This is a genomic window from Limnohabitans sp. (assembly GCF_031539105.1).
Lineage (GTDB): Bacteria > Pseudomonadota > Gammaproteobacteria > Burkholderiales > Burkholderiaceae_C > Limnohabitans.
On record NZ_JAVKLM010000023.1, the window covers coordinates 29726 to 49675 of the forward strand.

Genomic DNA, 19950 nt, shown 5'->3' on the forward strand with positions numbered 1-19950 from the left:
AGCCGGCCTGTTGATATAACAGGCCAGCTTTCGCTATTTTAGAGCCAAGCCGTGAATGGCTTGTAAAGATGAGAAATTAGCGAGGCAAGTCGCTGGCGCCCATCAAGAACTCGTCCACTGAGCGTGCAGCCTGGCGGCCTTCACGGATGGCCCAGACGACCAAAGATTGGCCGCGACGGATGTCGCCTGCCGCAAACACTTTGGGCACGTTGGTGGCGTAACCACCTGTGAAATCCGTCGTTGCCTTGGCGTTGCCGCGTGCATCCTTCTCAACGCCGAAGCCTTCCAAAATGGTGGCCACAGGGTTGACGAAGCCCATCGCCAACAACACGAGGTCGGCTTTGATGATTTCTTCAGTACCAGCCACTTCCACCATCTTGCCGTCTTTCCATTCGACACGAACGGTCTTGACGCCAGTGACTTTGCCGTTCTCGCCGACAAACTCTTTGGTCGAGATGGCGAATTCGCGCTTGAGCAAACCCTTCTCAGAGCTCTCGTCATGGCTAGAGCTGGTGCGCAGCTTCAGCGGCCAGTAAGGCCACACCATCGGCTTGTTCTCGTGTTCGGGCGGCATAGGCATCACCTCGAACTGCACCACGCCGACAGCGCCGTGGCGTGTGCTGGTGCCCACGCAATCAGAGCCGGTGTCGCCGCCGCCGATGACCACCACGTGCTTGCCGTCGGCGCGCAATTGGTCTTTGACCTTGTCGCCGCCGTTGACCTTGTTTTGTTGTGGCAAGAACTCCATCGCGAAGTGAATGCCAGCCAAGTCGCGGCCGGGGGCTGGCAAGTCGCGTGACTGCTCGGAACCGCCGGTCAACAACACGGCATCAAAGTCTTTTTGCAACTGTGCGGGGCTGATGGTTTCCTTGGCCCAGTTGGTGACCTTAGAGCCTTTTGGCAACTCACCCACCATCACATTCGTGCGAATGCTCACGCCTTCGGCTACCAGCTGTTTGGCGCGGCGGTCGATGTGCGACTTTTCCATCTTGAAGTCGGGAATGCCGTAGCGCAGCAAGCCACCGATGTGGTCGTTCTTTTCGAACAATGTCACGTCGTGACCGACGCGTGCCAACTGCTGGGCAGCGGCCATGCCGGCAGGGCCAGAGCCTACCACTGCCACTTTTTTGCCTGTCTTGTGCTTGGCAGGCTGAGCCACCACCCAGCCTTCGTTCCAAGCTTTGTCGATGATCGCGTGCTCAATCGACTTGATGCCCACGGCGTCGCCGTTGACGTTCACCACACAAGCGGCTTCGCAAGGTGCGGGGCAGATGCGACCGGTGAACTCGGGGAAGTTGTTGGTGCTGTGCAGCACGTCAATCGCATTCTTCCAATCGCTTTGGTACACCAATTCGTTGAAGTCCGGAATGATGTTGTTCACTGGGCAGCCGTTGTTACAAAACGGTGTGCCGCAGTCCATGCAACGGGCTGCTTGGTCTTTGGCTTGTTTGTCGTCCAAACCAATCACAAATTCATCGTAGTTTTTCAAGCGCTCTTTGACGGGCTTGTAGCCCTCTTCGATGCGCTCAATTTCCATAAAGCCAGTGACTTTTCCCATGATTCAAATCCTATTTGCTGGTACTTTGCAATACGTTGTGCGTTACTTGGCAGCGACGGCTTTTTTAGCCGCAGCAGCTGGCGCTTTGGCAGCCTTGGCTGCGTTCAACTCGCCCAATGCACGCTTGTATTCGTTGGGGAACACTTTGACAAACTTGGTGCGTGCGGTAGACCAGTTGTCCAACAAGTCGCGTGCGCGTTTTGAGCCCGTCCAACGGTGGTGGTCTTCGAGCAACTTCTTGAGTTGCGCTTCGTCGGTTTGGTCCCGGTGCCAAATGGCGCGTGGCAAGGTGTCTTCTTGTTCGGCAGCGGTCAACACTTTTTCCATGGACACCATGGCGGTGTTGCACTTCTTGTCGAACTGGCCGTCTTCGTCGTACACGTAAGCCACACCGCCGCTCATGCCTGCTGCAAAGTTGCGGCCGGTTTTACCCAACACCGCGACTGTGCCGCCTGTCATGTATTCGCAACCGTGGTCGCCTGTGCCTTCGACGACAGCCGTCGCGCCAGACAAACGCACTGCAAAGCGCTCACCAGCCACGCCAGAGAAGAACGCTTCGCCGCGTGTTGCGCCAATCATCACGGTGTTACCCACGATGATGTTGTTCACTGCGTCACCGCGGAAATCGATGCTGGGGCGAACCACCACGCGGCCGCCTGAGAGGCCTTTGCCGGTGTAGTCGTTGGCGTCACCAATGAGGTACAGCGTGATGCCGTTGCACAAGAACGCACCAAACGATTGGCCGCCCGTGCCCTCTAACTGGATGCGGATGCTGTCATCTGGCAAACCTTCGGGGTGCACCTTGGTCACAGCGCCTGACAACATCGCACCGACCGAGCGGTTGACGTTGCGGGCCACTTCCATGAACTGCACCTTCTCGCCGCGCTCGATCGCAGGCTTAGATTTTTCGATGAGTTTTTGGTCGAGGGCTTTTTCCAAGCCGTGGTCTTGATGGGCCACATGAAACTTAGGCACGTCGTCACCGACTTGAGGCACTGCCAACAAGCGAGCGAAGTCGAGGCCAGACGCTTTCCAATGCTCAATGCCTTGGCGCATATCGAGCAAGTCGGCGCGGCCAATCATGTCGTCAAACTTCTTGATACCCAACTGCGCCATGATTTGACGGACTTCTTCAGCGATGAAGAAGAAGTAATTGACGACGTGCTCAGGCTTGCCTGTGAACTTCTTGCGCAACTCAGGGTCTTGTGTGGCAACGCCCACGGGGCAAGTGTTCAAGTGGCACTTGCGCATCATGATGCAGCCCTCCACCACCAGCGGCGCGGTGGCAAAGCCAAACTCGTCAGCGCCCAACAAAGCACCCACAGCCACATCGCGGCCAGTCTTCATTTGGCCGTCGGCTTGGACGCGGATACGGCCACGCAAACCGTTCAACACCAAGGTTTGCTGGGTTTCAGCCAAGCCGATTTCCCAAGGTGAGCCGCAATGCTTGATGGAAGACCAAGGCGATGCGCCTGTGCCGCCGTCATGGCCGGCGATGACCACGTGATCGGCCTTGCACTTGGCCACGCCTGCGGCAATCGTACCCACGCCGATTTCGGCCACCAACTTCACGCTGATGTCGGCATGAGGGGCGACGTTCTTCAAGTCGTGGATCAGCTGAGCCAAGTCTTCGATCGAATAAATGTCGTGGTGTGGCGGAGGAGAAATCAAACCCACGCCTGGCACGCTGTAACGCAGCTTGCCGATGTACTCAGACACTTTCGCGCCTGGTAACTGGCCACCTTCACCGGGCTTCGCACCTTGGGCCATCTTGATCTGAATTTGGTCAGATGAAGACAGGTATTCAGCCGTCACACCAAAGCGGCCCGAAGCCACTTGCTTGATGCGTGAGCGCAGGCTGTCACCCGCCAGCAAAGGCATGTCCACTTCGACCACATCGTTGCCGATGATGGTTTTGAGTGTGTCGCCCTGCTTGATGGGGATGCCTTTGAGTTCGTTGCGGTAACGCGCTGGGTCTTCACCGCCCTCGCCGGTGTTGGACTTGCCGCCAATGCGGTTCATCGCCACGGCCAAGGTGGCGTGTGCTTCTGTCGATATAGAACCCAGCGACATCGCGCCAGTTGCAAAACGCTTCACGATTTCAGTGGCGGGTTCCACCTCGTCCACCGAGATCGCTTTGCTTGGGTCAATCTTGAATTCAAACAAACCGCGCAAGGTCAGGTGACGCTTGTTTTGGTCATTGACGATTTGTGCGTACTCTTTGTACGTGTTGAAGTTGTTGGAGCGTGTGCTGTGCTGCAACTTGGCAATCGCATCAGGCGTCCACATGTGTTCTTCGCCACGGGCGCGCCAAGCGTATTCACCGCCGGTATCAAGCATATTGGCCAGCACAGGGTCAGCGCTGAACGCGGCCTTGTGCATGCGAATGCCTTCTTCGGCCATTTCAAAAATACCAATGCCTTCCACGCGGCTAGGTGTGCCAGTGAAATACTTTTCAACGGTTTCGCTGTTGACGCCGATGGCTTCAAACAATTGGGCGCCGCAGTAAGACATGTAAGTCGACACACCCATCTTGGACATGATCTTTGACAGACCTTTGCCAATGGCTTTGATGTAGTTGTAGATGGCTTTCTCGGTCGACAAATCAGCTGGCAAATCTTTGTGCAAGTTGGCCAGAGTTTCGAGCGCGAGGTAGGGATGCACGGCTTCTGCGCCATAGCCTGCCAACACAGCAAAGTGGTGCACTTCACGGGCGCTGCCAGTCTCCACCACCAAACCAGCGGTGGTGCGCAAGCCTTCGCGCACCAAGTGTTGGTGAATCGCAGACAAGGCCAACACAGCGGGAATCGCCACTTGGGTGGCGCTCACAGCGCGGTCGCTGATGATCAGGATATTGTGGCCGCCTTTGATGGCGTCCACAGCTTCAGCGCACAACGACGCCAACTTGGCTTCTACGCCGTCGTGGCCCCAAGCCAAGGGGTAAGTCATGTCGAGCGTGGCGCTCTTGAACTTGCCGTGTGTGTGCGTTTCGATGTCACGCAACTTGGCCATGTCGGCAAAGTTCAGCACAGGCTGGCTGACTTCCAAACGCATGGGTGGGTTGACTTGGTTGATGTCGAGCAAGTTGGGCTTAGGGCCCACAAACGACACCAGCGACATGACGATGGCTTCACGGATCGGATCGATCGGTGGGTTGGTCACTTGCGCGAACAACTGCTTGAAGTAGTTGTACAGCGGTTTGTTTTTGCTAGACAGCACAGCCAAGGGGCTGTCGTTGCCCATCGAGCCAATGCCTTCTTCGCCGTTGATGGCCATAGGTGCCATCAAGAACTTGATGTCTTCTTGGCTGTAGCCGAAGGCTTGTTGGCGGTCGAGCAAGGACTCATCACTGGCCTTGGCGGTTTCGCCTTCGTGGCCTTTGACGTCGTCGAGCTTGATGCGGACGTTTTCAATCCATTGCTTGTAGGGCTTGGTGTTGGTCAGGCCAGCTTTGAGTTCTTCGTCGTCGATCATGCGACCTTGCTCGAGGTCGATCAAGAACATCTTGCCGGGCTGCAGACGCCATTTGCGCACGATCTTGCTTTCTGGCACGGGCAACACGCCAGACTCAGAGCCCATGATGACCATGTCGTCGTCGGTGATGCAGTAGCGTGAAGGACGCAAGCCGTTGCGGTCCAACGTGGCGCCGATTTGGCGACCATCGGTGAACACGATGGAGGCTGGGCCGTCCCATGGCTCCAACATTGCCGCGTGGTATTCGTAGAAGGCCTTGCGGCGCTCGTCCATGGTGTTGTGGTTTTCCCATGGCTCGGGAATCATCATCATGACGGCTTGGCTGATGGGGTAACCGGCCATCGTCATCAATTCGAGGCAGTTGTCGAATGTGGCGGTGTCGGACTGGTCAGCGAAGCTGATCGGGTAGAGCTTTTGCAGGTCATCGCCCAGCACGGGTGAAGACATCACGCCTTCGCGGGCCTTCATCCAGTTGTAGTTGCCTTTGACGGTGTTGATCTCACCGTTGTGCGCCACGTAGCGGTAGGGGTGAGCCAATGGCCACTCTGGGAAAGTGTTGGTCGAGAAGCGTTGGTGCACCAAGCCGAGGGCAGACACGCATCGCTCGTCGGTCAAGTCGCGGTAATACGTTCCCACTTGGTCGGCCAGCAGCAAGCCTTTGTAAATGATGGTGCGGCTAGACATGCTCGGCACGTAATACTCTTTGCCGTGCTTGAGGTTCAAGTTTTGAATCGCGGCGCTGGCTGTTTTACGGATGACATACAGCTTGCGCTCGAGCGCGTCTTGCACGATCACGTCATTGCCGCGACCAATGAAAATTTGGCGGATGACCGGCTCTTTTTCGCGCACGCGTGGCGACATGGGCATGTCAAGGTTGACCGGCACATCGCGCCAGCCCAACAACACTTGGCCTTCAGCTTTGACCGCTCGGTCTAGCTCTTGTTCACAAGCCAAACGCGATGCGCTTTCTTTGGGCAAGAACACCATGCCCACGCCGTACTCGCCCATGGGTGGCAAGGCAACGCCCTGCTTCGCCATTTCTTCGCGGTACAAAGCGTCTGGCAATTGAATCAAGATACCTGCACCGTCGCCCATGAGTGCGTCAGCACCCACAGCACCGCGATGGTCGAGGTTTTCCAAAATTTTGAGCGCTTGACCCACGATGGCGTGGCTCTTTTGACCCTTGATGTGAGCAACAAAGCCCACGCCACAGGCGTCATGTTCGTTAGATGGGTCGTACAAACCCTGAGATTGCAGTTGTGCTTTATGGGCAGCCGTGGTCATGGCGCATTCCTCAAAAATTCAGCGGGACGTGAAGAATACTGCATTGCAGCATCCATGCCAAGAAAATTAATTGGGGTCAGAACCTAATTAATTGAATCTCAATTTTGTCAATTATTTAATTGGGGACGGGTTGCGTAAAGCTTGCCTATCCGAAGCTGAGCGCCGCGAGGTCTTATTTTTCAAGCTTTTCAGCAGGTTTTGTCTTGCTGAAAGGCCGTCCAGCCTTCGTTTTAACGAGCCGTCTTTCGGTTTGCGACTGCAAATCGGTCACAAAACGATCATCGCCTAGCGCCCAACCACTGAGCGTGGCGTCGGTCAATGCACCCTGCTGGTCAGCGCTGATGCCTGCGTGCACCAATTCGGCGTATGCCGCCTCACGCGCAAACGGCGTGTTGCCCAAGGCCCAAACCAAGGTGTGCGGCGTGATCAGCCTATCGGTGCGATGCCCTGCGTAATGCCCGTAGCTGGACCACACGTAATCCTCAGGCTGCGCCACCATGTGCGCGCGCACGGGGTTGAGGTCGATGTAAGCCATGCAGGCCAGCAAGTAACGGTCGGTTTGAATGAGCGTGGAACGGTAGCGCCCTTCCCACAGCGTGCCGGTGCGAGCGTGCACTTTGTTGAACACCTGCACATAGCTGCGGCCGACGGCCTGCATCATTTTGGGCAGGCCCTGGTCTTCTTGTGGGGTAAGCAGCAAATGCAGATGGTTGCCCATCAACACATAGGCATGAATGTCGACCTTGTTGGCGCGGCTGTGCTCGAACAACAAATCGAGCATGCGCTGGTAATCAGCAGTGCTGCGAAAAATGTCTTGGCGGTTGTTGCCCCGCAGAATGACGTGGTGCGGGTAGCCGGTGACGGTGAGACGAGGGAGGCGAGCCATCTGCTGATGGTAATTCGAACCTGACCCCGGTTAATTAAGCGGCAATTTTGAATCGCTCTTCAGCCAACTCTTGCAAACCAAACTCGTACAACAAAGCCGACAAGCGCTCAGCCGCGCTACGCTTTATCTGCCCCGTGTATTTGGCCAAGATGAGTTCGTTTTTCATGCTGTGCTCCCAACCCACCAGCTCGGTCACGGTCACTTGGTAGCCCATCGCTTCCAGGTACAAACAGCGCAGCACGTTGGTAATCTGGCTACCCATCTCACGCGTGTGCAGCGGGTGACGCCACAACTCGGCCAGCGGTGTGCGTTGCAAGTTGAGCGCTTTGTTTTTGTTCAATGCACGCGCCAGCTCGGCTTGGCAACACGGCACGAGCACCATGTATTTGGCTTTCTTTTGCAAGCCAAACGCCATCGCGTCATCGGTGGCTGTATCGCACGCGTGCAGCGCGGTGACCACGTCAATTTGGTCGGGCAAGGCATCGCTATGTGCGGATTCGGCCACACTGAGGTTGAGAAACTTCATGCGTTCGAACCCCAAGCGCTGCGCCAATGCTTTGGACGACTCGACCAACTCGCTGCGCGTCTCAATGCCGTAAATACTGCCCTGCCCCAAGGCTTTGAAAAACAAGTCGTAAATGATGAAACCCAAATACGACTTGCCCGCGCCGTGATCGGCCAAGGTGGGGCCTTGTTCGCTGGCGGGCAGTTCTTTCAGCAGCTTGTCGATGAACTGAAACAGGTGATACACCTGCTTGAGCTTGCGGCGCGAATCTTGGTTGAGCTTGCCGTCGCGCGTGAGGATGTGCAGCTCTTTGAGCAACTCAATAGACTGGCCGGGGCGCAAGTCGAGCTGAGAACTTGGGTCTTGAGGCTTGGCCGCAGCGGCGGGTTTGTGTTTGGACATGGCTCAATTGTGACGTGGGAGGTCGGTGCTCAAGGACACAAGTAGCAGAAACAAAATGCCCCGAAGCCAAACGGCGCAGTCGGTGCGCGATGCGGCGCCATCACGGCGCGTCAGCGACGTTAAGCCGCAGCGGGTAACGGCTGTGCCGCTTGGCGAAGCGCACGCCAACAAGCGAACGGCCCATCAATCCTGGAGACGCGCACGAATACCCAACTTCGCCCATCCCGCGTGCCCCAACTTATTCAACACCTCCATGTTGCGCTCAAAGATCAGCGATGCATCGGGATAGGCTTCCACCGCTTTGTCAATGCTGGCCTCGCGCAACAAGTGCAGCGTGGGGTATGGCGTGCGGTTGGTGAAGTTCTGGATGTCATCCACATCCGTGCCGCCAAATTGGTAGTGCGGATGAAAGTCGGCCACTTGCAACACGCCTTCAAGCTCTAGGTCCATCACCACGTCGTCGCAGTCGGCCAAGAAATCGTTGAAGTCCAAGAAGTCGGGCAAGGCGCTGGGTGCAATCAGCAGCGTGGTGTCTAGCTTGTCTGGATCAGCCTCAGCCAAATACTGCAACTCTTCGCGCAGCATGGCCAGCACGTCGGCGGGCTCGGCGGATGCACACACGCGGTAGCGCACCATGTCTTTGACCACCACCGCTTTGGCGAAGGGGCACAGGTTCAAACCCACCACAGCTTCTAGCAGCCACTTTTGCGTGTCTTCGATGACGGTGCGTTCTTGATCTGAAGTGAGTGAACTGTTCATGTCGGCTTTAGTCATGTGTTTCTTTCTGATGCAATGCGCGGCCAATGAGGTGTGCCAACACCGCGCCCGCCAAGCTGAGTGTGGCAGTGACAGCCCACGTCCATTGCCAGCCGCCCGCACTGGCTGCCACCCACGCCACCAAAGGCGGGCCTGCAAACTGGCCCAGCGCGGAAAGCTGCTGCATGTAGCCCACGGTGGTGGACACCGTGCCTTCGCTGGGGGCCAAACGCAAAGCGCACGAAAACAAAGTGCCGGGAATCAAGCCGCCCACGGCCGAGAACATCACCACGCACGCAAAGCGCAGCGAGGTGGACAGGCCTTCACCCTGCCACACGGCATACGCGCCGACAGCCCCCAAAGCCATGCAAGCAAAACCGATAGAGAGCAAACGTTGCGCAGGCCAGCCGCGTTGCAACAAACGGCCCGACATGATGTTGCCGCTCACGTTGGCCAAGGCCACGCACGCCGACAACACGCCTGCCGTGCCGGCGGCCAAACCCAGCTCGGCATAAACCGTGGGCAAGAAGCCCACCACCGCCAGCCACTGCGAGGAGTACACCGCAAACGTGAGCGCCACCAGCCAAGGGCCGGGGCTTTTGAGCGTGAGGACCAAACGCTGCGGCCATTTTTGACTGGCGCCGCCTAGTTGGGGAAGGGGTGCATTTGCAGCTGCATGCACCTCAGGCTTTGGCGCAGGCACATCAGGCACACACAACCAAACAGCGACACATGCAAACGCAGCCACTGAGCCCAACAGCCACCACCAAGCCGACCAGTTCAAACCCGCAATGACCCAAGGCCCTACCAGCAGCGCCAACGCACTGCCCGTAGGCATGTACGTGCCCCACCAGCCCATGCGGCCGCTGAGCTGCGAAGCGTCGACCGTGCGACGAATGAGCGCGGGCGCAGGCATGACGACTAGCAAAAAGCCCAAGCCTTCGAGGGCACGCAAAAACAACAAGCTTTGCGCGTCACCCACAAATCCACCGCTGATGCTGGCGAACGACAACAAAGCAAGACCGACCAACATGCTGCGGCGCAGGCCCAAACTGTCAACACTCAAACCCACGGCAAGGCCGAGCGTCATGCTGGCAACTTGCACGGCAGACAACAAGAAACCGGCTTGCACCAAGGTGATGCCTAGCACGTCTTGCAGCACGGGTAACGCAGGCGGCAGCTTGCCCACATGCAGCGCGGCGCACACGCCGGCAAACACAATGACCCACGAGGGGTGGATGCCAAAGCGATGCTTGCTCATGCTGAATAGGTGCAGCTGGGTTTATGCCGTCAGGCGTGCGTGTTCACGCGTGGCGAAACGGTCGGTCATGCCCGACAAGTAGTCGGCCACAGCACGCGGCACATCGCGGCGCTGCGCGTAGGCGACGGGCATTTCTTGGGGCTTGGCCAAGTAGACGGCAAACAGTTCTTGCACCTTGGCGCGTGCGCCATCGGTGGTTTGCATGACCTGCGGGTGACGGTACAAATTGCGGAACAAAAACGACTTGAGCGCTTTCGATTCTTCGTACATCCCCGCGCTGAACTGCACCAGTGCGGGGCACTGCCGCGCTTCGTCGGCACTGGCTGGTGCGTGCTGTTGCAGCGCTGCGCGTGTGGCATTGATGACGTCGTACACCTGGTCGCTCAACATGCGGCGAATGGTTTCGTACAGCACACGACGTCCTTGAAGACTTGGGTGCTCCGCCAAAGTTTGCGCGTGGTAGCGGGCAAACAACGACACGTCTTGCAGCTGGTCGAGCGTGAGCAAACCCGAACGCACACCGTCGTCAATGTCGTGCGCGTTGTAGGCAATGGCATCGGCCAAGTTGCACAGCTGCGCTTCTAGGCTCGGCTGTGTGCTGTTCAAAAAACGAGCAGCAATACCGTTGGGCTCTTGCGCATTGATGAGTTCGGCATTGCGGCGCGCGCAGTGTTTCAAAATCCCTTCGCGGGTTTCAAAGCTCAGGTTGAGGCCGTTGAATGCGGGGTAGCGTTCTTCAAGTTCGTCCACCACACGCAGACTTTGCAGGTTGTGCTCGAAGCCGCCGTAGGAGGCCATGCATTCGTTCAGCGCGTCTTGGCCGGCGTGACCGAAGGGCGTGTGGCCCAAATCGTGGGCCAAGGCAATGGCTTCCACCAAGTCTTCGTTCAGGTTCAACGCACGGGCGATGGAGCGGCCCAGCTGCGCCACTTCGAGCGAGTGCGTCATGCGCGTGCGAAATAAATCGCCTTCGTGGTTCAAGAAAACTTGCGTCTTGTAAACCAAGCGCCTGAATGCTGTGGAGTGAACGATGCGGTCGCGGTCGCGTTGGTGAGGGTTGCGGACGCTGGAGGCGTGGGCGGGAAGTGAGGGTTCTGCGTGGCGGCGGCCACGGGACTGTTCAGGCTGGCAGGCGTAGGTGGCGAGTTGGGTCATTGGGCGCAGCAGTCATCAATGACTTGGGCGACCAAGGCATCGGGTGCGCCGCGCACGATCGCAGTGCCGGGCTTGTCGATGAGCACGAATTTGATTTCACCTGCTTCTGCTTTTTTGTCAACGCGCATGTGGTGCAGGTAAACGTCCGCGCCAAGTTTGGGGCCGACGATGGGCAGGCCCGCGCGCTCGATGAGTGCGGTGAAGCGTGAGACAAACGCCTCGTCCACCAAACCCAAACGCTGCGAGAGGTGCGAGGCCATGACCATGCCGCAGCCCACAGCTTCGCCATGCAACCATTCGCCAAAGCCCAAGCCCGCTTCGATGGCGTGGCCAAAGGTGTGGCCGAAGTTGAGGATGGCGCGGATGCCACCTTCGCGTTCGTCTTGGCCCACCACCCATGCTTTGATTTCGCAGCTGCGCTTGACAGCGTGTGCCAAAGCCTTGGGGTCACGCGCCAAGAGCGCGTCGAGATTGGTATCGATCCAATCCAAAAATTGCATGTCAGCGATGGGGCCGTATTTGATGACTTCGGCCAAGCCCGCGCTCATTTCGCGCTGGGGCAAAGTTTGCAAGGTATCGAGGTCGCACACCACGCGTTGCGGCTGGTAGAACGCGCCAATCATGTTTTTGCCGATGGGGTGATTGATGGCGGTCTTGCCGCCCACCGATGAATCGACCTGCGCCAGCAAAGTGGTGGGCACTTGCACAAAGGGAACGCCGCGCATGTAGCAAGCGGCGGCAAAGCCGGTCATGTCGCCGACCACGCCGCCGCCCAAGGCGAACAGCACGGTTTTACGGTCAGCGCCTTTGCCCAGCAGCTCGTCAAAAATCAGGTTGAGGGTTTGCCAATCTTTGTGACTTTCGCCATCGGGCAAGGCCACGGTGTGCACGTGTTTGTAAAGCGGCGTGAGTGCAGCTTGCAAACGCTGAGCATAGATAGGGCCGACGGTGTCGTTGGTGACGATGAGGGCTGCTGAGGCTTTGGGCAAATCGGCCCAAGTGCTGGCAGCGTCGAGCAACTGCTCGCCTATCAAGATGCTGTAACTGCGGTCGCCCAGGTCAATGGCAACGCGTTCGAGGTGTGGTGTGTTGGACATGGCTCAGATTCTGTGTGGGGGCGACACGCGTGGGCGGTCGGCAGGCGCGGGGGGCGAAACGGGTTTGATGTGCCCAGCGAGTTCGAGTTGCGACACGATCATGTTGACCAAGCCCGCCACGTTGGGGCGGCCTGTCTCGATGACGTAGTGCGCAGCTTCACGATACAGCGGGTCACGCACCTCAAGCAGTTCGCGCAAACGCGCTTGTGGGTCGGCCACTTGCAGCAAGGGACGGTTTTGGTCGTTGCGCAAACGGCGAAACACCTCTTCGGGGCTGGAGCGCAAATAAAACACGTGGCCATGCTCGCGCAAGCGTTCGCGGTTGATGGGGCGAAGCACTGAGCCGCCACCCGTGGACAACACACCCTGGTGGTTTTGGCACAGATCGGCGAGCACTTCAGATTCGAGGTCGCGAAAGCGGTCTTCCCCTTCGCGTTCGAAATATTCGCGCACCGAGCAACCCAAGCGGTTCTCAATCGCGTGATCCGAATCAACAAAGGGGAGGTGAAGTCGTCGCGCCAATTGACGCCCAACAGTCGTTTTACCGGAACCCGGCAGACCCACCAAAACCAACAACATATGCTTTCTTAACGTGCAACGGCACTGTGATCAAGCATTTTAGGGGTTATGAACACCAGCAACTCTTGCTTGGCTTGGGCGGTGCGGCGGTTTTTGAACAAATAACCCAGCACAGGGATGTCGCCCAAGAGCGGGACTTTGTACTCGTCCTCTTGCTCGCTGGTCTCGTAAATGCCACCAATCATCACCGTGCCGCCGTTTTCCACCAGCACTTGGGTCTTGACGTGCTTGGTGTCAATGGCAAAACCAGCGGGGGTGATTTGGCCCACGTTGTCTTTGGAAATATCAAGGTCCAACACGATGCCACCCTCGGGCGTGATTTGCGGCGTTACCTCGAGCTTGAGGTTGGCTTTGCGAAACGCCAAGGTGGATGCGCCGCTGGCGGCAGCCACTTGGTAGGGCAACTCGGTGCCTTGCTCGATCACCGCTTTGGCTTGGTCTGCAGTGACCACGCGTGGGCTTGACACCACCTTGCCTTTGCCATCGGCCTCTAATGCCGATAACTCAAGATTCAGAAAACGGTTCTTGGCTGAGTTGAAGATAGACACCGCAAAGCTGGCGGATGCAAAACCGTTGAGGCTGGCAGCGGGCAGATTGACAAAACTGCCAGAGGTGTCGAGCGCTTTGTCGGCCATGTTGAAACTTGTGCCTTGCTGCGCCGTGGGGTTGGCATTGGCCATTGCATTGGCATTGGTTGGGCCCCACACGCTTTGCGCACCACCTTGCCCCATACCGCCCAAACGCACACCGAGAGTTTGCCCAAAGGTATCGCTGGCTTGCACGATGCGCGCTTCGATCATCACTTGGCGTAATGGAATATCGATTTTTGCAATCATTTGCGCCACTTGATTCATGCGCTCTGCAACGTCGGTGACGAACAGTTGATTCGTGCGCGCCTCGGCCATGGCGCTGCCGCGTGTGCTGAGGATGCGCGAGCCGCCGCCCATGGATGACAGACTGAAAGGTGCTGAATTGACAGACGACCCGTAGCCAAGGCCAGCACTACCGAAGCCACCAAAACCACCATAGCCTCCATAAGCGCTACCTACGCCATACCCACCTGCACCCGCCATAGCCGGTAACACCATGCCGCCTTGAATCTGCGTGAGCACATCCACCGCTTTAGCATAGTTGAGCGCGAAGGCTCGCGTTTGCATGGGCTCTAGGTTTTGCGCGGCGAGCTTGCTTTCATATTCCAACTTTTCGCGGGCGGCCACTTCGATACGCGGCGCTACCCAAATGACATTGCCTTGTCTGCGCACGCTTAAGCCCTTGGCCTGAGCCATGATGTCCAACACTTGGTCCCACGGCACTTTGTGTAGTCTCAAGGTGAGCGCACCCGTGACGCTGTCAGACGTGATGATGTTGAGTCCTGTGAAATCAGCGACGATTTGCAGCGCGGTACGCACTTCGATGTTTTGAAAATTCATCGACATGGGTGTGCCGGTGAATGTGGCTTTGACTTCTTGGCTATGCAATGGCAACGCGAACGCGCAACACAACAACCAGCAAACGCGCACTAGCGCGCGTGGGGCGCGTGGGGCGCGTAGGAATGGCCGCATCCATCGGCTAGGTATCAACAGGCAATGCTCGAACTTCATACTCATGGCGCAACCTCTTGCAACGGCAAACGCACCTCGCGGGTTTGCCATTCGCCAGCGGACGTCACTGCCAACTCTTGCAGCAGCAAGTGCTCAGGCTGAACAGCCAGCACTTTGCCAAAGTCCTGTCCTAAGCGCTGACCCAAGCGCACGCGATAAATACTCATCATTTGTGCATCCTTCTTTGTGTGCGTCGACGGCAACACCTTGATCAAAGCCTCCAACTCTGCGCCCGACGCCATGTGCCCCACGTATTGCAAACGATCGCGCGGAAAGGCCTCCAACACATCACGCGGGCGTGTCAGCTCTGGAGAGACCAAGCGCGTGTAGCTGGGGTGCTGTTGGGCATGTGCACGCTGCGCTGTAGACCAAGCTTGAGGATTGAATGGGTCTGTTGCTGCAACACCGTCTAAGTCGACGCTAGACAGCGCAAAAGCTGATTCGACCGCCGTGGACTGTGGCGCTACTGCCAGCACTTGCGCAGAGATACCTCCAAGCGGATCGGACTTGAGCTCCAGCGATGTCACCGTCACACCAGGCGCAGCGGTAGGCCATTGCGCCAACCAATTGAGCCAACCACCCCACGAGCCTTGTACCTTCAGGTGCACAGGCAACTGCTGCATTTGCAACGCAGCCAAGGCGGAGGTTTGCTGAGGTTTTTCCACGCCCAGCTGCGACAGCTGCAAGCCTTGTTGCTGCGCCAGCTGGTTCAGCACAGCAGCGTCTGCCAAAGCGACTTGCGGCTGATTTTGAGTTTGCAGCAACTGCGCGGTTTGCTCGTGCAACGCTTGAATGGCAACTTGCTGCGCCAACCCTTTGGCTTGCGCTTCAATCGCCTCATCCAAAGCCTGCCAGCTGCGCAGCCACCACGGGCTGAGTAGCAACAGGCCCAAAACACCTGCCCCCACAAATGAAGCATTCTGAAACGCGCGGGGCCAACCCCAAGGTTGACGCCAATCCAACTGCTGCATGGACGCCACAGACATGCGCAACCACTTCATCACGCCCCCTCTTTCAAATCAGCTTCAATGCGGAACTGCCATACGGGTAGTCCTGTGGTGGACCCCGCGGGCGTCACTTGCAGCTGCGGCAGCTCAGGCGCCTGCGCCCAAATGTCCAGCGCCTTCAGCTGTTGCACCAACTGCTGCGCGTGGCTGGACGTCAAGGCCTCGCCCTGCACAGTCCAACGCGTGCCTTGCTGCCTAACGCTGGCCACCCACACACCTTGAGCAGCTTGGCTGAGCACGCGGCTCCATTTCAGGCTTTGGGATTGCACGTCTTGGCGGGCCTTGAACCAACGGGCTTGCGCTGCAAGACGTTCCTCCACCGCCTTGGCTTGGGCATGTGCTTTTTGCGCCGCTTCAAATGCGCGTACAGAAGCGACCACATCGTCCAAATGATCGTGCTTGGTTTCAGCGGCAAAAGCCATGACCATGGCAAAGCACGCGGCAAAAAAAGCACCACCCATGGCCCATATGGCCACACCCAGCAACCATGCGTGACGCAACACATGCTGTGCATCTTTTCGGTGTGGCAAAAAGTTGGCCCCTTCGTCATGCCACGCCCGCAAGGCCAATCCAAATGCCTCGTCGCACTGCAAGGCTAAAGCCACGCTGGCGGGTGGCAAAGTGGCCAAGTCGGGACTTTGCGCTGTACGACGGGCGGCATCGTGGCGCGACTCAACCGCCCGTGCGATCAAACCTGCAGCTTGAGCCACCCGCTGCATGGCCTCCACTTGCGGGCGCGGGGTTGCTTGCACCAAATAGCCTTGCTCGCCCGCAGCGTAGGGCGCGGTGTCGACGGTGTAATCAATGCACACCTCGGCAGCGGATTCGGGCAACACCGACTGCACCTCGGCTTGCAACTGAAACGCCACATCGTCTGGTGCCAAGCCTTCGGCCAAGGTAACGATGTGGTTGGACACACAAGCGCTGTTGAGTCCGATGTAGACCAAGGTGGGCTGATAGTCGCCCGCGTCTAAATAAGTACGTAACCATTGACCCAAAGCCTTTGACTGCATCACCTCGCCGTGTACGACCCAACCATCGGGCAGGTCTAAGGTTTCGGCGCAGCACACGCTATCGGGCCGACTGGGTGAGCCACTGAGCACCACCAAACGACAGACCTCTGGGCCCATATCCAACCCCACCACACTGAGGCGACGCAGGCGTGAACGGGACAACCATGAGGTCAAGCGCATGAAAAACATCCTTTGATCAAGGGAAGAATGCTTTGCATTTCAACGCGTTGACCACCCGTTTCGGCCGTGTTTGACTCGGGACTTTTGTGATGCAAGCATGGTTTTTATAATCCTTCTCACTTATGGCCCAAAACCACACCCCCGAAGGTTCGAAAGAACACGCCGCCGCAGCTGCAGCGCCCCGCTCTTTACTGGGCTATGTCTTGCTGTGGGCCTTCGGCCTTGCGGCGGCTGGCGCACTTGTGGTGGGCCTGTTGGTCGCCGTGGCGCTGGCCATGGCCTATCCGCAGCTGCCCGACATCTCAGACTTGGCCGACTACCGCCCCAAGTTGTCAATGCGCGTGTATTCAGTGGAGGGCACACAGATTGGCGAGTTCGGCGAAGAGCGTCGCAACCTCACACCCTTCAAAGAAATCCCCAAAGTGATGAAAGACGCGGTGCTGGCCATTGAGGACGCCCGCTTTTACCAACATGGCGGCGTGGATTACATCGGCTTGGCACGCGCGGCCTTGGCCAACTTGGGCCGCGCCAAGAGCCAAGGCGCTTCGACCATCACCATGCAGGTGGCCCGCAATGTGTACCTGTCGTCTGAGAAAACATTCACCCGCAAGATTTACGAAATCTTGCTGACCAGCAAGCTTGAGCACATGCTCAGCAAAGACCAGATTTTTGAAATCTATCTGAATCAAATTTATTTGGGCAACCGCGCCTACGGCTTTGCCGCTGCGTCTGAAGCCTACTTTGGCAAGCCACTGAAAAACATCAGCATCGCCGAAGCAGCCATGTTGGCGGGCTTGCCCAAAGCACCGTCGGCCTACAACCCCATCGTCAACCCCAAACGCGCCCGCTCACGCCAGCTGTACATCATTGAGCGCATGGAGGAAAACGGTTTCATCACCAAAGAACAAGCCGCTGCCGCCAAGCAAGAAGAGCTGAAGATTCGCACAGCCACCAGCAACCTGAACACGCACGCCGACTACGTGGCCGAAATGGCCCGTCAACTGATGTTTGCCCAATACGGCCCAGAAATCTACACACGCGGCCTGAACGTCTACACCACCGTGCGTGCCAGCGACCAACAAGCGGCCTACTTTGCGCTACGCCGCGGCATCATGGACTTTGAGCGCCGCCAACACTACCGCGGACCTGAGCGCTTCATCACCTTGCCTGCAAAAGCAGCTGAGCTAGAAGACGCGATTGACGATGCCCTCATTGAACAAGGCGACAAAGGCGACTTGCTTGCCGCCGTGGTGCTAGACGCCACGCCCAAAAAAGTGCGCGTGATGCGCCAAAACAGCGAAGTGCTGGAAATCACGGGGGAAGGCTTACAGCCCGTGCAATCCGGCTTGTCTGACAAAGCTGCACCCAACATCAAGCTGCGTCCAGGCGCCTTGGTGCGTATCACCAAGACCGCTAAAGGCGGCTGGGAAATTACCCAACTGCCCGAAGTCGAGGGCGCATTTGTGTCCATCGACCCACGTGACGGCGCCATTCACGCGCTGGTGGGCGGCTTTGACTTCAACAAAAACAAGTTCAACCACGTGACCCAAGCGTGGCGTCAGCCCGGCTCGAGCTTCAAGCCCTTCATTTATTCAGCCGCTCTGGAAAAAGGCTTCACGCCGATGACGGTGGTGAACGACGCACCGCTGTTCTTCGATGCCAGCGTGACCGGTGGCCAACCGTGGGAGCCCAAAAACTACGACGGCACGTTTGAAGGCCCCATGACTTTGCGCAAAGGTTTGGCTAAATCGAAAAACATGATTTCGATTCGCGTGTTGCAAGCCGTGGGCGCACAAAATGCACAAGACTGGATTGCCCAGTTTGGCTTTGATGCTGAAAAACACCCGCCTTACCTGACCATGGCGCTGGGCGCTGGCTCGGTCACGCCCATGCAAATGGCGTCGGGCTATTCGGTGTTTGCCAACGGCGGCTACCGCGTGAACCCCTATTTGGTGACCAAGGTGACCGACCAAATGGGCAAAGTTTTGTCTGAATTCACCCCCACACCGCTGGAAGAATCGGCCCGCGCCATTGATGCACGTAACGCCTTTGTGATGACCAGCCTGTTGCAAGAAGTGACCCGCTCAGGCACGGCGGCTCGCGCACAAGCCACCTTGAAGCGCAACGACATCTACGGCAAAACAGGCACCACCAACGACTCGATGGACGCTTGGTTTGCGGGCTACCACCCCACACTCACCGCCGTCACATGGATTGGTTACGACACCCCTCGCAAACTGGGCGACCGTGAAACCGGCGGTGGTTTGAGCCTGCCCGTGTGGATCAGCTACATGCAGCACGCCTTGCAAAACGTGCCCGTGGCTGAACCTGTGCCACCCGCAGGCCTGAGCCATGAAGGCGGGGATTGGGCATATTCCGAGTTCAGCAAAGGCGGCGGCGTGGGCAGCTTGGGGCTGGAAGGTCGTTCGGGCAACAGCAGCGAACAACTGCCCGCCAACGACGAGAAGAAGAAGATTCTTGATCTGTTCAAGAACTAAAAACAAGGGCGCTGAAAAGCGCCCTTGTTTCTTTGTTGAACGGCCAAGTTAAGCGTGGAAGGTGAGCGCCAGCGCAGTTTGAGTGCTGGCGTCTTTGCTGAGGCGCTCAAAGAATTCGCCTTGGCCCTTGGTGTCGGCCCATTGCGTGCCGTCGAACTTAAAGTGGTAACCGCCCGAACGGGCCGCCAACCACACCTCATGCAAGGGCTTTTGCAGATTAATGATGATCTGGCTTTTGTTCTCAAATGTGAGTGTGATCATGCCGCCCACGCGCTGGTTGTCGATGTCGGCCTCGCCGTCGTCGTTGATGCGGTCGCAGGCCAACTCAACGGCTTTGAGCAGAAGTTCTGCGTGGTCTAAGAATTCGAGATCGGTCATTACAATTTGCGCCATGGGTATTGAACAAAAGATTTTAGTGAGTGGCGCCAGCCTTCGTGCGGGTGTGGCCTCTGTGCTGTGCGCTGTTGCAGCTTTGTCAGCGTGCGGCCAAAAGGGCGCACTTTACATGCCCAATGACCCCGAGTTCAAACAACGCGCCACCTTGCCCGACATTGTGCGCCGCCAATTACCGGGCAACACACCAGCACCAGCCGCTGGTGCGGCATCCTCTGCTGCGCCAGCCGCTCAGTCCTCCACCACCTCTCCCGCCACCGCCGCCTCGGCTGCAACTGGCCGTTAATTTTTCAAGAGCCGT

Annotated in this window: 15 protein-coding genes; 2 read left to right on the top strand and 13 right to left on the bottom strand. The window is 57.7% G+C overall.

The window, feature by feature from the left end; all coding sequences use genetic code 11:
• Window positions 1-76 precede the first annotated feature (76 nt).
• The 12 genes from RMR24_RS07060 to pilM form a co-directional block, all read right to left on the bottom strand.
• On the bottom strand, window positions 77-1558 hold the full coding sequence (locus tag RMR24_RS07060) for a glutamate synthase subunit beta (RefSeq protein WP_310614373.1): 1482 nt from the start codon (window positions 1556-1558) through the stop codon (window positions 77-79).
• Window positions 1559-1600: 42 nt separating this feature from the next.
• Entirely contained in the window at window positions 1601-6316 is a 4716-nt protein-coding gene (locus tag RMR24_RS07065; RefSeq protein WP_310614374.1) for a glutamate synthase-related protein, read from the bottom strand.
• A 172-nt stretch (window positions 6317-6488) separates the two neighbouring features.
• A complete protein-coding gene (locus RMR24_RS07070; protein ID WP_310614375.1) occupies window positions 6489-7202 on the bottom strand; it encodes a transposase in 714 nt (237 codons plus the stop codon).
• 34 nt (window positions 7203-7236) lie between these two features.
• Window positions 7237-8109, bottom strand: coding sequence for an SAM-dependent methyltransferase (locus RMR24_RS07075; protein ID WP_310614376.1), 873 nt, complete (start codon window positions 8107-8109; stop codon window positions 7237-7239).
• A 183-nt stretch (window positions 8110-8292) separates the two neighbouring features.
• Window positions 8293-8883, bottom strand: a complete 591-nt coding sequence (locus tag RMR24_RS07080; protein ID WP_310614377.1) for a DUF1415 domain-containing protein — start codon at window positions 8881-8883, stop codon at window positions 8293-8295.
• Window positions 8876-10126 carry an MFS transporter gene (locus RMR24_RS07085; RefSeq protein WP_310614378.1) on the bottom strand — a complete coding sequence of 417 codons (1251 nt, stop codon included), beginning with the start codon at window positions 10124-10126 and terminating at the stop codon, window positions 8876-8878. Before RMR24_RS07085 ends, RMR24_RS07080 begins: the two co-directional genes overlap by 8 nt.
• A gap of 21 nt (window positions 10127-10147) precedes the next feature.
• Window positions 10148-11281: a deoxyguanosinetriphosphate triphosphohydrolase gene (locus RMR24_RS07090; RefSeq protein ID WP_310614379.1), complete on the bottom strand. Its 1134-nt coding sequence runs from the start codon at window positions 11279-11281 to the stop codon at window positions 10148-10150.
• Complete coding sequence (gene aroB, locus RMR24_RS07095) at window positions 11278-12378, bottom strand: 3-dehydroquinate synthase (protein ID WP_310614380.1); 1101 nt, start codon at window positions 12376-12378, stop codon at window positions 11278-11280. Before aroB ends, RMR24_RS07090 begins: the two co-directional genes overlap by 4 nt.
• A 3-nt stretch (window positions 12379-12381) precedes the next feature.
• Window positions 12382-12957, bottom strand: a complete 576-nt coding sequence (locus RMR24_RS07100; RefSeq protein ID WP_310614381.1) for a shikimate kinase — start codon at window positions 12955-12957, stop codon at window positions 12382-12384.
• An 8-nt stretch (window positions 12958-12965) separates the two neighbouring features.
• Complete coding sequence (locus RMR24_RS07105) at window positions 12966-14564, bottom strand: type IV pilus secretin PilQ (RefSeq protein ID WP_310614382.1); 1599 nt, start codon at window positions 14562-14564, stop codon at window positions 12966-12968.
• Window positions 14561-15559, bottom strand: coding sequence for a pilus assembly protein PilP (locus RMR24_RS07110; RefSeq protein WP_310614383.1), 999 nt, complete (start codon window positions 15557-15559; stop codon window positions 14561-14563). The genes RMR24_RS07105 and RMR24_RS07110 overlap by 4 nt, the downstream gene beginning before the upstream one ends.
• Window positions 15559-16758, bottom strand: coding sequence for a pilus assembly protein PilM (gene pilM / locus RMR24_RS07115; protein ID WP_310614384.1), 1200 nt, complete (start codon window positions 16756-16758; stop codon window positions 15559-15561). The genes RMR24_RS07110 and pilM overlap by 1 nt, the downstream gene beginning before the upstream one ends.
• 122 nt (window positions 16759-16880) lie before the next feature.
• On the opposite strand from pilM, the gene RMR24_RS07120 reads away from it, so the two are divergent.
• On the top strand, window positions 16881-19256 hold the full coding sequence (locus RMR24_RS07120; protein ID WP_310614385.1) for a penicillin-binding protein 1A: 2376 nt from the start codon (window positions 16881-16883) through the stop codon (window positions 19254-19256).
• 48 nt (window positions 19257-19304) lie between these two features.
• On the opposite strand, the gene cyaY is transcribed toward RMR24_RS07120, so the two are convergent.
• Window positions 19305-19634: an iron donor protein CyaY gene (gene cyaY / locus RMR24_RS07125; RefSeq protein WP_310614386.1), complete on the bottom strand. Its 330-nt coding sequence runs from the start codon at window positions 19632-19634 to the stop codon at window positions 19305-19307.
• A 13-nt stretch (window positions 19635-19647) separates the two neighbouring features.
• On the opposite strand from cyaY, the gene RMR24_RS07130 reads away from it, so the two are divergent.
• Window positions 19648-19935, top strand: a complete 288-nt coding sequence (locus RMR24_RS07130) for an LPS translocon maturation chaperone LptM (protein ID WP_310614387.1) — start codon at window positions 19648-19650, stop codon at window positions 19933-19935.
• Window positions 19936-19950: the final 15 nt, after the last annotated feature.

Excerpts from the sequence above, each read along its gene's own strand:
- RMR24_RS07060 (WP_310614373.1), bottom strand. The coding sequence starts at position 1,558 with ATGGGAAAAGTCACTGGCTTTATGGAAATTGAGCGCATCGAAGAGGGC.
- RMR24_RS07065 (WP_310614374.1), bottom strand. The coding sequence starts at position 6,316 with ATGACCACGGCTGCCCATAAAGCACAACTGCAATCTCAGGGTTTGTAC.
- RMR24_RS07070 (WP_310614375.1), bottom strand. The coding sequence starts at position 7,202 with ATGGCTCGCCTCCCTCGTCTCACCGTCACCGGCTACCCGCACCACGTC.
- RMR24_RS07075 (WP_310614376.1), bottom strand. The coding sequence starts at position 8,109 with ATGTCCAAACACAAACCCGCCGCTGCGGCCAAGCCTCAAGACCCAAGT.
- RMR24_RS07080 (WP_310614377.1), bottom strand. The coding sequence starts at position 8,883 with ATGACTAAAGCCGACATGAACAGTTCACTCACTTCAGATCAAGAACGC.
- RMR24_RS07085 (WP_310614378.1), bottom strand. The coding sequence starts at position 10,126 with ATGAGCAAGCATCGCTTTGGCATCCACCCCTCGTGGGTCATTGTGTTT.
- RMR24_RS07090 (WP_310614379.1), bottom strand. The coding sequence starts at position 11,281 with ATGACCCAACTCGCCACCTACGCCTGCCAGCCTGAACAGTCCCGTGGC.
- aroB (WP_310614380.1), bottom strand. The coding sequence starts at position 12,378 with ATGTCCAACACACCACACCTCGAACGCGTTGCCATTGACCTGGGCGAC.
- RMR24_RS07100 (WP_310614381.1), bottom strand. The coding sequence starts at position 12,957 with ATGTTGTTGGTTTTGGTGGGTCTGCCGGGTTCCGGTAAAACGACTGTT.
- RMR24_RS07105 (WP_310614382.1), bottom strand. The coding sequence starts at position 14,564 with ATGAGTATGAAGTTCGAGCATTGCCTGTTGATACCTAGCCGATGGATG.
- RMR24_RS07110 (WP_310614383.1), bottom strand. The coding sequence starts at position 15,559 with ATGAAGTGGTTGCGCATGTCTGTGGCGTCCATGCAGCAGTTGGATTGG.
- pilM (WP_310614384.1), bottom strand. The coding sequence starts at position 16,758 with ATGCGCTTGACCTCATGGTTGTCCCGTTCACGCCTGCGTCGCCTCAGT.
- RMR24_RS07120 (WP_310614385.1), top strand. The coding sequence starts at position 16,881 with ATGGCCCAAAACCACACCCCCGAAGGTTCGAAAGAACACGCCGCCGCA.
- cyaY (WP_310614386.1), bottom strand. The coding sequence starts at position 19,634 with ATGACCGATCTCGAATTCTTAGACCACGCAGAACTTCTGCTCAAAGCC.
- RMR24_RS07130 (WP_310614387.1), top strand. The coding sequence starts at position 19,648 with ATGGGTATTGAACAAAAGATTTTAGTGAGTGGCGCCAGCCTTCGTGCG.